This is a genomic window from Desulfosporosinus orientis DSM 765 (assembly GCF_000235605.1).
In the GTDB taxonomy this organism is placed as follows: domain Bacteria; phylum Bacillota; class Desulfitobacteriia; order Desulfitobacteriales; family Desulfitobacteriaceae; genus Desulfosporosinus; species Desulfosporosinus orientis.
In genome coordinates this window covers 4,626,543-4,638,975 of the sequence record NC_016584.1, presented here as the reverse complement: position 1 = coordinate 4,638,975, position 12,433 = coordinate 4,626,543, and the positions used below count along the sequence as shown (strand labels likewise).

Annotated in this window: 13 protein-coding genes; all 13 read left to right on the top strand. The window is 43.6% G+C overall.

Annotation, left to right across the window (positions count from 1 at the left end; translation table 11 throughout):
• Positions 1-78 precede the first annotated feature (78 nt).
• A complete protein-coding gene (locus DESOR_RS21405; protein WP_014186682.1) occupies positions 79-1,113 on the top strand; it encodes a Bug family tripartite tricarboxylate transporter substrate binding protein in 1,035 nt (344 codons plus the stop codon).
• Between the two features lie 70 nt (positions 1,114-1,183).
• The gene (locus tag DESOR_RS21400) at positions 1,184-1,666 is read left to right on the top strand and encodes a tripartite tricarboxylate transporter TctB family protein (protein WP_014186681.1); all 483 of its coding nucleotides are present in this window, start codon (positions 1,184-1,186) and stop codon (positions 1,664-1,666) included.
• 15 nt (positions 1,667-1,681) lie between these two features.
• Complete coding sequence (locus DESOR_RS21395; protein ID WP_014186680.1) at positions 1,682-3,187, top strand: tripartite tricarboxylate transporter permease; 1,506 nt, start codon at positions 1,682-1,684, stop codon at positions 3,185-3,187.
• Positions 3,188-3,461: 274 nt separating this feature from the next.
• Entirely contained in the window at positions 3,462-4,850 is a 1,389-nt protein-coding gene (locus DESOR_RS21390) for a pyruvate carboxylase subunit B (RefSeq protein ID WP_014186679.1), read from the top strand.
• A gap of 34 nt (positions 4,851-4,884) precedes the next feature.
• Entirely contained in the window at positions 4,885-5,217 is a 333-nt protein-coding gene (locus DESOR_RS21385; RefSeq protein ID WP_014186678.1) for an OadG family protein, read from the top strand.
• A 41-nt stretch (positions 5,218-5,258) separates the two neighbouring features.
• Entirely contained in the window at positions 5,259-5,639 is a 381-nt protein-coding gene (locus DESOR_RS21380; protein ID WP_014186677.1) for a biotin/lipoyl-containing protein, read from the top strand.
• Between the two features lie 21 nt (positions 5,640-5,660).
• Positions 5,661-6,812: a sodium ion-translocating decarboxylase subunit beta gene (locus DESOR_RS21375; RefSeq protein ID WP_014186676.1), complete on the top strand. Its 1,152-nt coding sequence runs from the start codon at positions 5,661-5,663 to the stop codon at positions 6,810-6,812.
• Between the two features lie 130 nt (positions 6,813-6,942).
• Positions 6,943-7,062 (top strand): citrate lyase subunit alpha, encoded by a 120-nt coding sequence (locus DESOR_RS29090; protein ID WP_158309061.1) that lies wholly within the window; start codon positions 6,943-6,945, stop codon positions 7,060-7,062.
• Positions 7,063-7,064: 2 nt separating this feature from the next.
• On the top strand, positions 7,065-7,610 hold the full coding sequence (citX, locus tag DESOR_RS21370; protein WP_014186675.1) for a citrate lyase holo-[acyl-carrier protein] synthase: 546 nt from the start codon (positions 7,065-7,067) through the stop codon (positions 7,608-7,610).
• A 19-nt stretch (positions 7,611-7,629) separates the two neighbouring features.
• On the top strand, positions 7,630-8,493 hold the full coding sequence (gene citG, locus DESOR_RS21365) for a triphosphoribosyl-dephospho-CoA synthase CitG (protein WP_014186674.1): 864 nt from the start codon (positions 7,630-7,632) through the stop codon (positions 8,491-8,493).
• A 105-nt stretch (positions 8,494-8,598) separates the two neighbouring features.
• The gene (locus DESOR_RS30740) at positions 8,599-8,721 is read left to right on the top strand and encodes a hypothetical protein (protein ID WP_282434387.1); all 123 of its coding nucleotides are present in this window, start codon (positions 8,599-8,601) and stop codon (positions 8,719-8,721) included.
• A gap of 221 nt (positions 8,722-8,942) precedes the next feature.
• Positions 8,943-11,252 (top strand): acetate--CoA ligase, encoded by a 2,310-nt coding sequence (gene acs, locus DESOR_RS21360; protein ID WP_014186673.1) that lies wholly within the window; start codon positions 8,943-8,945, stop codon positions 11,250-11,252.
• A 364-nt stretch (positions 11,253-11,616) separates the two neighbouring features.
• On the top strand, positions 11,617-12,405 hold the full coding sequence (locus DESOR_RS21355) for a lysophospholipid acyltransferase family protein (RefSeq protein WP_014186672.1): 789 nt from the start codon (positions 11,617-11,619) through the stop codon (positions 12,403-12,405).
• Positions 12,406-12,433 lie beyond the last annotated feature (28 nt).

Here is a 12,433-nt window from a genome sequence, read left to right as displayed (position 1 = left end):
CAGTTAAGTTAAGTGGATTATCCAAGTAGACTTAAAAGTCTGCTTGGATAACTATAAAAAAATTAGGAGGAAGGATTAATGAAAATCAAAAAGGTCTTATCATCATTCCTGGTCGGCTCACTGGCAGTATCCGTCTTGTTGACAGGTTGTTCCAGTGGTGGATCCAAGGCTGCATCCGGAACAGCAGCCGAAGCGTATGCCCCCAAAAAAGCACTTGAGATGATCGCCCCCGCCGGTGCAGGCGGTGGTTGGGATCTCACAATGCGTGCGGTATCCAAGACACTTGGGGATACCAAGATGGTATCAGTGCCGATGCCTGTAACCAATAAGCCGGGCGGCGGCGGTGGAGTTGCTTTATCGTACTTGCAGGAAAAGAAGGGCAGCGATGGCACGATCAGTGTCTATTCCGCCCCTCTGCTTTTAATCAATCTTACAGGACAGACTCCTCTGAGCTATAACGACGTTACACCACTGGCTAAACTCATCGCCGATTACGAAGTGTTCGCAGTTAAAAAGGATTCAAAATATAAGACAATTAACGACGTCATGGATGCTTTAAAGAAGGATCCTAAAAGCGTAAAAGTCGGGGGCAACTCTGCGGCAGGAAGCCTTGACCACCTCGCTTTCTTGTCAGTTGCCAAAGCTGCAGGAGTATCGGTTGATCAACTTAAGAATATCGACTTTGTCAGCTTCCAGGACGGTTCCGCTCCTGCGCAGCTTTTAGGCGGGCATATCGACCTTATATCCAGTGGGTTAGGGGATATTAAAGGAATCCTCGAGAGCGGAGATGCTGTAGGTCTTGCAGTTACTTCTGATAAGAGGGTAGGGGAAGGAACCTATGCCAAAGTTCCAACTGCCAAGGAACAGGGCATTGATGCCACCTTCGTTAACTGGAGAGGACTGTTCGGACCTCCCGGAATGCCGGAAGCTGCTGTAAAGTACTGGAGTGATACCCTGAAGAAGATGTCGGATACTGATGAATGGAAACAGTTGTGTAAACAAAACGGATGGGATATAACCTATGCAGATAATGTAGAGTTTGCTAAATTCTTAGAACAGACGAACAATGACTATAAAGATTTGTTAAATTCAATCGGCATGCTTAAAAAGTAAAACAGCATGCGATGCACCCGGCGTCTACAGTGCAGCGCCGGGTGCAGTTTAAATCAAAAGAGGTGAAACTATGAATATCAATAAATTGACGGGCATTATTGTAACCGCTGTCGGAGTAATTTACTCCGTGCTAGCGTACACCCTGCCAAGAGCAAGCATCGGCAAGCCGATGGACCCTATTATCTTTCCTTTAGCTCTTGGCATCTGCATGACGCTGTGTGGAATCCTTATGCTGGCAACCATGGGTAAGGAAAAAGATGCCAAAGAGTCTAAAGCAATCAAAAAGCCATCCTCGAAAGGCATAAGTCTAGACGGCAAATTGATCATTTTTACTTGTGCTATGGGAATCCTCTACGGTATCTTATTCGAACCTTTGGGTTATGTCTTATCAACGATTATCTTTATGGGTGCGCTGCTGTTTGCGATTAACGACGGGCTGAAAAAGTGGAAGACGAACATTTTAGTTGCAATTGGGTTCAGTGTGGTTATTTATGTGATATTCAGCTATCTGCTCAATATTCCTCTACCGATGATGCCGATTTTTGAAATATAAGGGGGGATAAATCAAATGGAATCAATTCTTCACAATTTTTTCACTGGACTGCAGGTATCTCTGACGCCGATGAATATCCTGTGGGTAACTATTGGAGGCATCCTTGGAACCATCATCGGGATGCTGCCCGGGCTGGGTCCTGCCACGGGAGTAGCAGTGCTGCTGCCCATGACCTATGCCATGGGTCCGACATCTGCACTTATCACGATGGCCGGCGTATACTATGGCGCCATGTACGGCGGCTCACGGGCCTCCATCCTGATCAATACCCCGGGTGACGGAGCGGCTATCGCCTCAACCTTCGATGGCTATCCCATGGCGATGAATGGAAAGGCGGAAGCGGCCTTGGCTATTTCCGGTATTGCTTCCTTCATCGGGGGAACAATTTCGATTATCTTTATTATTTTCCTAGCGAATCCGGTTGCTAGTCTGGCACTGAAATTTGGGCCTGCGGAATATTTCCTTCTAATGTATACTGCCTTGGCTATGACGTCAAGTATGACCAAAGGGAATGCTCTAAAGGGTTTCATCTCCATGATCCTCGGACTAATGATCTCTATGGTGGGGCTGGACGGACAGTCCGGGGTTTCACGCTTCACCTTCGGTACACTCTCACTCCAGTCGGGAATCGACTTCCTAACGGTTATTATCGCCATGTACGCTTTAGGTGAAGTCTTTAAATGTTTCAAGGATTTGCGGGAAGGCAAGAAGAAAATGCAGACCAAGTTCGGCAAGATCTGGATTACCAAAGAAGACTGGAAGAAATGCTGGAAACCTATTTTAAGGTCTACACCATTAGGCTTCATTATCGGTGCACTTCCCGGTGCCGGTGGTACGGTAGCTTCTCTCTTGGCATACAGCAATGAAAGAGGTCTTTCGAAGAATCCGGATGATTTCGGCAAAGGTGAAATTGTCGGACTGGCTGCTCCTGAAGCGGCCAACAACGCCTCCTCTGTAGGAGCATTAGTACCGATGCTGGCCCTCGGTATTCCCGGTTCGGGAACGACGGCGGTTATGATGGGAGCCCTGCTTATGCTGGGACTTCAGCCCGGACCGCTTCTTTTCACACAGCACCCCGATATTGTCTGGGGCTTGATTGCCAGTATGGTTGTAGGAAACCTCATTCTTGGCATAATCAATATCCCCATGGCGGGAGCTTTTGTTAGAGTATTAGCTGTACCGCCAAAGATCCTTTATCCCTCCATCCTCGGTTTAGCCTTTATTGGATGTTACGCCATCAGCAACAGTGTCTCAGATTTCTACCTCCTCGTTTTCTTTGGTTTGATGGGCTTCTTTATGGATAAGGCCAAAATTCCGTCTGCACCACTTATTTTGGCAGTTATCGTAGGGAATTCCATGGAGGTATCCTTCAGACAAGCTCTGATTCTATCGAACGGGAGTATGGGCATCTTTGGTGGATCGACAACGGCTATTGTACTTCTTATCTTAGCAGTAGTCTTCACTTTCTTTCCATTATTAAAGAAACTAACTATTTTTAACAAAAAGAAGGTTTCAGCATAATTGTTTTAATTACCGTAAAGAAGATTTGAAAACAGGGTAGTTCATCCTGTTTTCAAATGTATCAGCGTGTTAGCAAGTAGGAGCTATTGAACATGTTTTTTACTACCAATTGTCTTGTATGAGGAATCAATACGGTCAGCGGGGACATGAGCAATGCATCAGTCGTCGTAGTTTCAACTATTAAATCCAGTAACGTGTCCGAAAAGATCGTTTATCATAATTGAGGCGGCCAGAGCAGGGAAACAGACAAAAGGATAAAGGAGGTAACAATGGGATGGCAATAAGAATCACGGAAACAGTTTTAAGAGATGCCAACCAGTCACTCATCGCCACAAGAATGCCGTTCGAAGATTTTGAAGGAATTCTTGAGAAAATGGATCAGGCAGGTTATTACTCGCTGGAGTGCTGGGGCGGAGCAACCTTCGATTCATGCCTTAGATATCTTAATGAAGATCCCTGGGAAAGGCTCAGAAAAATTAAATCAAAGGTTAAAAACACTAAGCTTCAGATGCTGCTCAGGGGTCAGAATCTTTTGGGCTATAAGCATTATCCCGATGATGTCGTGCGCAAGTTTATAGAGCTTTCCGCCAAAAACGGAATGGATATCATTCGGATTTTCGACGCACTGAATGACTATAGAAATATTCAAGCAGCTGTTGATGAGACTCTGAAGCAGGGAGTGCATGCCCAGGGTACAATTGCCTATACGGTAAGCCCGATACACAATCTGGAGAAATATGCCGAAATGGGTAAACAGCTTGAAGCCATGGGTGTTCACTCAATCTGCATAAAAGACATGGCCGGAATCATGGGTCCCCAAGAAGCTTTCGATATGTTCAAAACGTTAAAGTCGACGGTAAAAATACCGGTATTCCTTCATACGCACTCGACAACAGGTCTCGCCCCCATAACCTGCTTGAAAGCGGTTGAAGCAGGCTGTGATGGAATAGATACTGCCATCTCTTCATTTTCCGGAGGAACATCCCAACCGGCTACAGAAACCATGTATTATGCCTTGTCCCAAATGGGCTATGAAACAGGGCTGAATGAAAAAGGACTGAAGCAAATTAACGATTTCTTCCGGCCGGTCAAAGAAAAGTTTATCGCATCCGGGGTACTGGATCCCTATGTCTTGGGAACCGAAACAGATGCTTTAGTTTATCAGATTCCCGGTGGAATGCTTTCTAACCTGATTGCCCAGTTGAAACAGCAGAATTCGTTGGATAAGCTCGATGAGGTCCTGGCCGAAACTCCCAGAGTACGACGGGATTTGGGATATCCTCCTCTGGTAACGCCAATGAGTCAGATGGTGGGAACACAAGCTGCGGCTAATGTACTCTCGGGAGAACGATACAAATTGGTCATGAAAGAGGTCAAGGCCTATATCCGAGGTGAATATGGCAGGCCGCCCGGTGAGATTGATAAAGAGCTTGTCAATAAGGTTTTAGGAGATGAAAAACCGATCACCACCCGGTTTGCGGACACGTTAAAGCCTATAGTCGCTGATACTCAAGTACAAGTCGCAGAATTTGCGAAAACGGAAGAAGATGTTATGTCCTATATTGTCTTTCCCCAGGTTGCAGAAGCTTTTCTCAAAAAGAGGCTGGAAAAAACAAGTAAGAACCAGGAAAAAATGGTTACCTATATTATTGAGGGCAAGTAACAAAGCAAAGATCTTCGAAATTGGAGGGAGAAGGATGAGTGTAGCAGACAAGTTGCTTCTGGGTGCGAACACGGCCATGATCGGCATGGGGATTGTTTTTATGGTTCTTGTTGTCTTATGGGCAATTATTGCAGCAGAATCTAAGCTGATAAGCGTTTTCTCAGAGCGCTTGAAGAAACCTGAAATTGCAGATAAGCCTGCCTATCTAAAGGAAGCCGACCTTGAAAGGAAAGGCATAACTTCCGGCGAGTGTGTGGTTACCGGCGGAGTTGACGATGAGACATTGGCCTTAATCATGACAGTTGTCAGCAATTCTGCGGATATTTCGTTAAACAGACTTCAATTGAGGTCAATCAAGGCGCTCTAAACGTGAGTATTTAAGCTGCAAATCAAGACTGGGAGGTTTTAATGATGAAATACAACGTAATAATAAATGGCAAAAAATTTGAAGTCGAAGTAGAAAAGTCTGATGAAGGAAACGATCAGGCCAAGAGCACAGGAAAGAAAGTTATGGAAGCGTCAGTCAATGTTGCTGAGAAATACAGGGATGCCTGCTCTTCTGAAGCAACCGGTACTGAAGAAACCATCGCCGCACCGATGCCAGGGACGATCGTGACGCTCAAAGTCAATGAGGGACAAACGGTGAAAAAAGGTGAAGTACTCTTAATCCTTGAAGCCATGAAAATGGAAAATGAAATTATGGCTCCTCGTGATGCGGTGGTCTCCAAACTTTTGGTTGCCAGCGGGACATCTGTGAAGACAGGAGATATGCTGCTATTACTCAAATAGTCATGAAGAGGAGGTGTTAAGATGTCATTTCTGACGAAACTCATAGCTGCACTGGCAGATATTTGGTCAACATCCGGATTTGCAGCGCTATCCATAGGTCACGTTATCATGATTGCCGTCTCCTTTGTACTCATTTACCTTGCTATTAGAAAAGGATTTGAGCCTTTGCTCCTTCTTCCGATCGCTTTTGGGATATTTCTAGTGAATCTTCCGCTGACAGGGTTAATGGACCCGCCACAAGCTGGAGGTACAGGAGGACTTCTATATTACTTGTTTCAGGGAGTCCACTTAGAAATATTCCCACCGCTTATTTTCTTGGGTGTTGGAGCAATGACCGATTTTGGACCTTTAATTGCGGCGCCTTCCAGTTTGCTTATGGGAGCAGGGGCTCAATTCGGGGTGTATTTTGCGTTTATCGTAGCCCTTCTCCTCGGTTTTACTCCCCAAGAAGCATCATCAATTGGAATAATCGGTGGAGCTGACGGGCCGACTTCCATATTTCTCTCATCCAAGCTTGCACCTCATCTGATCGGTCCAATCGCAGTGGCGGCCTATTCCTATATGGCACTTGTCCCACTGATTCAGCCTCCAATTATGAAGCTGATGACGACCCCGGAGGAAAGAACGGTCAAAATGGACCAACTCAGGCAAGTGTCCAAGCTCGAGAAAATTGTGTTTCCACTTATCGTGACAGTCATTATTGCTCTGCTTCTTCCCTCGATTGCATCGCTGATTGGGATGCTCATGCTTGGGAACTTATTCAGAGAGAGCGGGGTTGTGGAGAGGCTTTCTGATACCGCTCAAAATGCAATGATTAATATTGTCACTATTTTTCTTGGTTTGACCGTGGGTGCGACAGCTAATGCTGAGATCTTTTTGCAACCAGAAACGTTAAAACTTATTGCCATAGGTTTGATTGCCTTTTCTTTTAGTACTTTTGGCGGATTACTAATTGGAAAGATTATGTATCGGGTAACCGGCGGCAAGATAAATCCTTTGATTGGTTCTGCCGGAGTCTCGGCTGTTCCGATGGCCGCGCGAGTCAGCCAGGTGGTCGGTCAACAGGAAAATCCCTCGAATTTCCTGTTGATGCATGCGATGGGGCCGAATGTTGCAGGAGTTATTGGGACTTCTGTGGCCGCAGGTGTCCTCTTAACTCTTTTTGGTCATTAGAAATTCAGAGAGCAAAGTGATTGTCATTATTTTAATAAACCAAAGTGCTACCTAAAAGGACTCCCACTTTGGTTTATTTTTTTACTTTAATCCATTGTAGTCTTTCTACGCAGTGCTTCAGGAGGACAAAGTGATTAAAATCTTTGGAATACCTGAACCGATCAAGGTGGAGGGAAAAATTGTCGGGTTGGTTAAGTATAGGAATAATTCAGTAATTGATGTGATTAACGAGGTGAAAAAGGAGTCCTAATCATGACAGAAACTAGAGAAATAACACTTGAGCAATTATTGAAGGCCCGTGAGCAAAGAGTTGCTAGACAAAAGAAATTACTTGAGGAATTCAGGCTGCCCTTGGTATCGTATACTGTCAATATCCCAGGTGCATGCAAAAAGACACCGATTAGCAGCCGGATTTTTCATGAGGGTTGCAATGCTCTGAAAAAGAAGCTCCGGGAAACAGGATGTTCCCTAGAGTATTTCGAAGCTAAGGATCCTGATACAGGTTATGAGGCATATTTAGTTGTAAAAACTGAGGAACGGATTTTAAAAGAACAGATGCTTCAGATTGAAAACGAGCATCCACTAGGGAGATTATTTGATCTTGATGTAATCGGGGCGACAGGTATTCCTATTTCCAGAGAGAAATTGGGTTACGCTAAACGAAAATGTCTGCTCTGTGATCAGGATGCCCATAGTTGCGGCCGGAGCAGAAAGCATACCACTGAAGCGCTTTTGCAAAAGATTAAATCCATGGTAGATTCATATTTTGACAATTCTTTTTTGGTTCATTTGGATTAGCGATAGAGAATATATTTAGATGAAGGAACGGTGGATACAAATGATTGCGCAAAAGGCGCTGCTCGCTTTACTATATGAGGTATCAGCAAGTCCCAAACCGGGACTTGTGGACAGGTTCAACAACGGGGCTCATAAGGATATGGATTTTTTTACGTTTATGGCCAGTAGTGCATCCCTGGTTAATTATTTTTTCAAGTGTGCAGAGGAAGGCGTAAAATACTCTGGTCAAAATCCCGAGGAACTGTTCCGAGCATTAAGAGGGGTGGGGGTAGAGGCTGAAAAAGGAATGTTTGAGGCAACAAAAGGTGTAAATACCCATAAAGGCCTGATTTTTTCTTTAGGTGTCATCTGTGCTGCAACTTCCTGCTGCATGGAGGAAAATACAGGCGAAAGTGTGGTCACGGATACGGTATGTGCAAAGGTTTCCCAGATGACGCAAGGCTTATGTTTGAGGGAACTGGCTCTCATGGATAAGTGGGAAGGATTAACACACGGTGAAAAACTGTATAAAAAATATGGGCTTCAAGGGATCCGTGGAGAAGTTGAAAGCGGGTTTCCTACGGTAAGGAATTGCTCTCTTCCTGCGCTGAAGAAGCTGAAATCAATGGATACCTTTCATATCAATGATATTTTGATACAGACACTTCTTCATCTGATGGCAGTGAACGAAGATACAAATATTGTGAGTAGACATGATATTGAAACGCTGGAGTATGTCCAGCAATATTCCCGTCGGGTTCTAGATTCCGGTGGCATGCTGACTCCGCACGGCAGGCAGATGGTTTATGCAATGGACCGGGAATTTATTAAGCGGAACATCAGTCCAGGCGGATCGGCGGATCTGCTGGCAGTAACGGTTATGTTTGATCTCATTTCAGAATGAAGTGAAACGAAAAAAGGATTGGACAATAATTGTGCAGATGTTGTGACTTGCTCGCGATGAAAAGCATCCTTGGTATGCCTAAGTGGCCACAAGGATGCTTTTTTCATGGGTCTTCAAGTTCCGGAAAGTAATGAAGTAGAGCTCATTTATCATACATCCGATTTTACAGCGCAAGATTGTACTATCGTGGCGCCCAGAATCGGCTTAGCCTTCCAGCTCCCTGATTAAAAGTCCCCAGTGTCCGGTGGGCCGCCGGAGCGCAATGCAGGCCGCAAAGGGTCATAATTCCAAAGTCCCTGAATAGTTGATAACTAACATCGGCATTTATGATCTCACATTCATATGAAACCAAAGAAAGGTCATAATCGACAAAATAATTATTTAAATGTTCTTAACATTCTGACAATACGGGTGTATGATATTACAAATGATTATAAGGAGGAGTAATTATGAAAGAAAAACAACATGACGGTTTGATAGAGGAAAAACGGTTGTTTTTCCCTCCTTCTGAATTTAGCTTAAAAGCCGTCATAAAAAATCATGATATTCATGAACTAGGGCAAAATGAAATTAAGTTCTGGGAAGAACAGGGGAAACGGTTACATTGGTTTAAACCATGGGACAAAGTTCTGGAATGGAACCATCCATTTGCAAAGTGGTATGTAGGCGGAAAGTTAAATGCAGCGTATAATTGCCTGGACCGACATTTAGAGGGGGCACGTCGGAATAAAGCGGCCTTTGTATTTGAAGGAGAACTAGGAGATCGTAGAGTCTTAACCTATCAGGATCTTCATCGTGAGGTATCTCAGTTTGCAAATGTTCTTAAGTCTTATGGAGTACAAAAAGGAGACCGAGTGACAATCTATATGCCTATGATCCCAGAGGCTGTGATCGCAATGCTTGCTTGCGCTAGGATTGGAGCTCCTCATTGTGTTGTGTTCGGAGGATTTAGTGCAGAAGCTTTAAGGGACAGAGTTCAAGATGCACAGGCAAAAGTAGTTGTCACGTCGGATGGGAGTTTTCGTCGCGGAAAAACCATCCCTTTAAAAGATGGTGTAGACCAAGCACTTCAAAACGTAACTTGTGTTAAAAAAGTGATCGTTGTTCAACGAACAGGTCAGCATGTAGAGATGCAAGAAGATAGGGATGTTTGGTATCACGAGGTCATAAAGAACGCCTCAATCATCTGTCCGGCAGAACCAATGGATGCCAATGATATGCTGTTTATTCTTTATACCAGCGGGACAACCGGAAAACCAAAAGGTGTGGTTCATACTGTTGGCGGTTATATGGTTGGGGTATCAACAACTCATGAATGGGTATTTGACCTTAAAGAAGAAGATGTATATTGGTGCACTGCGGATATTGGATGGATTACAGGACATAGTTATTTGGTCTATGGGCCATTAGCAAATGGTGCAACAGTTTTTATGTATGAAGGAGCTCCGGATTACCCAGAAAAGGATCGGTACTGGGAAATCATTGAGAATTACAGGGTGAGTATTTTATACACTGCACCAACTGCGATTCGGACGTTTATGAAATGGGGGGAGTCCTATCCTTCCGGAAGGGATCTTTCAAGCTTAAGGCTCCTGGGTTCAGTCGGTGAACCAATCAACCCGGAAGCGTGGATGTGGTATTACAAATATATTGGCGGAGAACGTTGTCCAATAGTAGATACTTGGTGGCAAACGGAAACGGGCATGATCATGATGGCACCCGTTCCTGGAATAACACCTCTAAAGCCCGGATCGTGTACCAGACCGTTCCCAGGAATCTGTATCGACATTATTGATCATGAAGGGAATATCGTACCTAAAGGAGAAGGTGGATATTTAGTAGTCCGCAAGCCTTGGCCGGCGATGCTTAAAACCGTGTATGGTGATGATAAACGCTATGAGGATACGTATTGGAACCAGTTTAAAGGTGTGTATTTCACTGGAGACGAAGCAAAATGGGATGAAGATAGTTATTTTTGGGTGATTGGGCGTGTAGATGACGTTATTAATGTCTCTGGACATCGGATTGGAACGGCGGAAGTAGAAAGTGCGTTGGTCGATCATTCATTGGTTGCTGAAGCAGCCTGTGTGGGTAGGACCCATGAAGTAAAGGGTCAAGCGGTATTTGCTTTTGTTAGTTTAAAAGAAGGGGTCGTAATCGGCGATAAGCTAATTGATGAACTGAAAGCCCATGTGGTCTTAAAAATCGGTTCAATAGCACGACCGGATGACATTTTTCTAACGGCTGAATTACCTAAGACACGAAGCGGAAAAATAATGAGACGTCTTCTTAAAGACATAGCAGAGGGCAGGGCAATGGGGGATACGAGCACTCTTTCTGATGCTTCGGTCATAAATTTCTTGCAGAAGAATATTCACACCCAAAAAATTCAAGCTGCGCAAAATGCCTCAACAACATTAGGAAATAGGATTTTAATTCCCGACTCTGCTATGTTTAATCGTTGCAAGGCGGAGTCTTATGAAGGGTATAGTTACACGGTATGGTTTTCAACACCTCCAAAAGATGGATCACGTCATCCGGTAACTAATTTTTATTGCTTTAAGTGGATAGAAAGATTAAACTTGGCGGCCGAAGTTGCCTTAGCTATGTCAAATATCATTATAAACAATAGTAATGCTGTTGAAGCAATATTTGGAAATGGAACACCGGATTTTCGCTATGCGGTAATCAATGAAGGCAATATTAAAGATGACTTATCAGAGGAAGGGCAGATATGTTTTTGTGGTTCGGCGGGCTAGGAAAGAGCGAAGAGCGGGGGATTTCCCGCTCTTTTTTTATTAACTCCTATTGATAAGCCAGGAGGCTTAATTCCAAACAACCTCCATTAAGCCAATAACACTTAGCACTTTCATGGGGCAGCATTCACTATTTGTCTTCCCCCAGTATTTACATTCATTCTTGAATTTTATATATTAAAATGAATGAGATGATATTGAGAAGTACAAACAGGTTTGCAAGACTCTAAACCACAAGAATCCGATTAATGGACAGGTGTTAAGACGAAATACCTTAAGTTATGCAGGCAGAGTGCTAATGGTTATAATGATATACATAAAAGATTAGGACTAAATTAAAGCAGGAAATAAACTGGAGGAATAGACTTTGAAAAAGAACTTTTTTTTGATGGATACATATCATACTGCAGAGAATACTCCGCGTTTCCTCTTAGATAGATTACTGATCAATACTCGTGTGTTTTTTATGCTTAACTTTTTTAGGATTGTTCTTAAATCCCGAAGTGCTGCCCTAAAGGGAAAATACGATACAGAGGCGTGGATATTATCTTCTTATGATATTTTTAAGTTAATTGAGGGCTGCGGGGGTAGGTTTCATATCACAGGCCTTGATAATCTGCATAAGTGTAAAGGACCTGTGGTTTTTATAAGTAACCACATGAGCACTCTTGAGACAATGATTTTTCCTTGTCTAATTGCTCCACTTATGGATGTAACATTTATCGTAAAAGATAGCCTTGTTGAGCATCCCTTCTTTGGCCCTATCATAAGTGCGCAAAATCCAATTGTTGTAAGCAGGAAGGATTCCAGAGCGGATCTTCAAATTGTCATGAAAAAGGGACAAGAATTATTAGCTAATGGGGTATCGATTGTGGTATTTCCGCAAAATACGAGGACTGTAGAATTTGTTCCCAAGGAGTTTAATTCACTGGGAGTAAAGCTGGCAAGCAAAGCAAAGGTTGAGGTGGTTCCCATTGCTATAAAAACTGATTTTTGGGGAAACGGAAAATACTTAAAGGATTTAGGGCCAATCAATCGTAATCAACCAATTCATATGGCCTTTGGAGAACCATTGCCCATCAATGGTTTAGGTAAAGAGGAAAATAACCTTATTATTGAATTTATTTCTAATCATTTAGAGGAATGGAAAAAATAAAGAAGTTCGATCAAGCGACAACGCAAAA

What these genes read in the sequence shown, in the direction of transcription:
- DESOR_RS21390 (WP_014186679.1), top strand. Translation starts at nt 3,462, where the DNA reads ATGGCAATAAGAATCACGGAAACAGTTTTAAGAGATGCCAACCAGTCA.
- citG (WP_014186674.1), top strand. Translation starts at nt 7,630, where the DNA reads ATGAAGGAACGGTGGATACAAATGATTGCGCAAAAGGCGCTGCTCGCT.
- DESOR_RS30740 (WP_282434387.1), top strand. Translation starts at nt 8,599, where the DNA reads ATGGGTCTTCAAGTTCCGGAAAGTAATGAAGTAGAGCTCATTTATCAT.
- DESOR_RS21375 (WP_014186676.1), top strand. Translation starts at nt 5,661, where the DNA reads ATGTCATTTCTGACGAAACTCATAGCTGCACTGGCAGATATTTGGTCA.
- citX (WP_014186675.1), top strand. Translation starts at nt 7,065, where the DNA reads ATGACAGAAACTAGAGAAATAACACTTGAGCAATTATTGAAGGCCCGT.
- DESOR_RS21385 (WP_014186678.1), top strand. Translation starts at nt 4,885, where the DNA reads ATGAGTGTAGCAGACAAGTTGCTTCTGGGTGCGAACACGGCCATGATC.
- DESOR_RS21380 (WP_014186677.1), top strand. Translation starts at nt 5,259, where the DNA reads ATGATGAAATACAACGTAATAATAAATGGCAAAAAATTTGAAGTCGAA.
- DESOR_RS21395 (WP_014186680.1), top strand. Translation starts at nt 1,682, where the DNA reads ATGGAATCAATTCTTCACAATTTTTTCACTGGACTGCAGGTATCTCTG.
- DESOR_RS21400 (WP_014186681.1), top strand. Translation starts at nt 1,184, where the DNA reads ATGAATATCAATAAATTGACGGGCATTATTGTAACCGCTGTCGGAGTA.
- acs (WP_014186673.1), top strand. Translation starts at nt 8,943, where the DNA reads ATGAAAGAAAAACAACATGACGGTTTGATAGAGGAAAAACGGTTGTTT.
- DESOR_RS21405 (WP_014186682.1), top strand. Translation starts at nt 79, where the DNA reads ATGAAAATCAAAAAGGTCTTATCATCATTCCTGGTCGGCTCACTGGCA.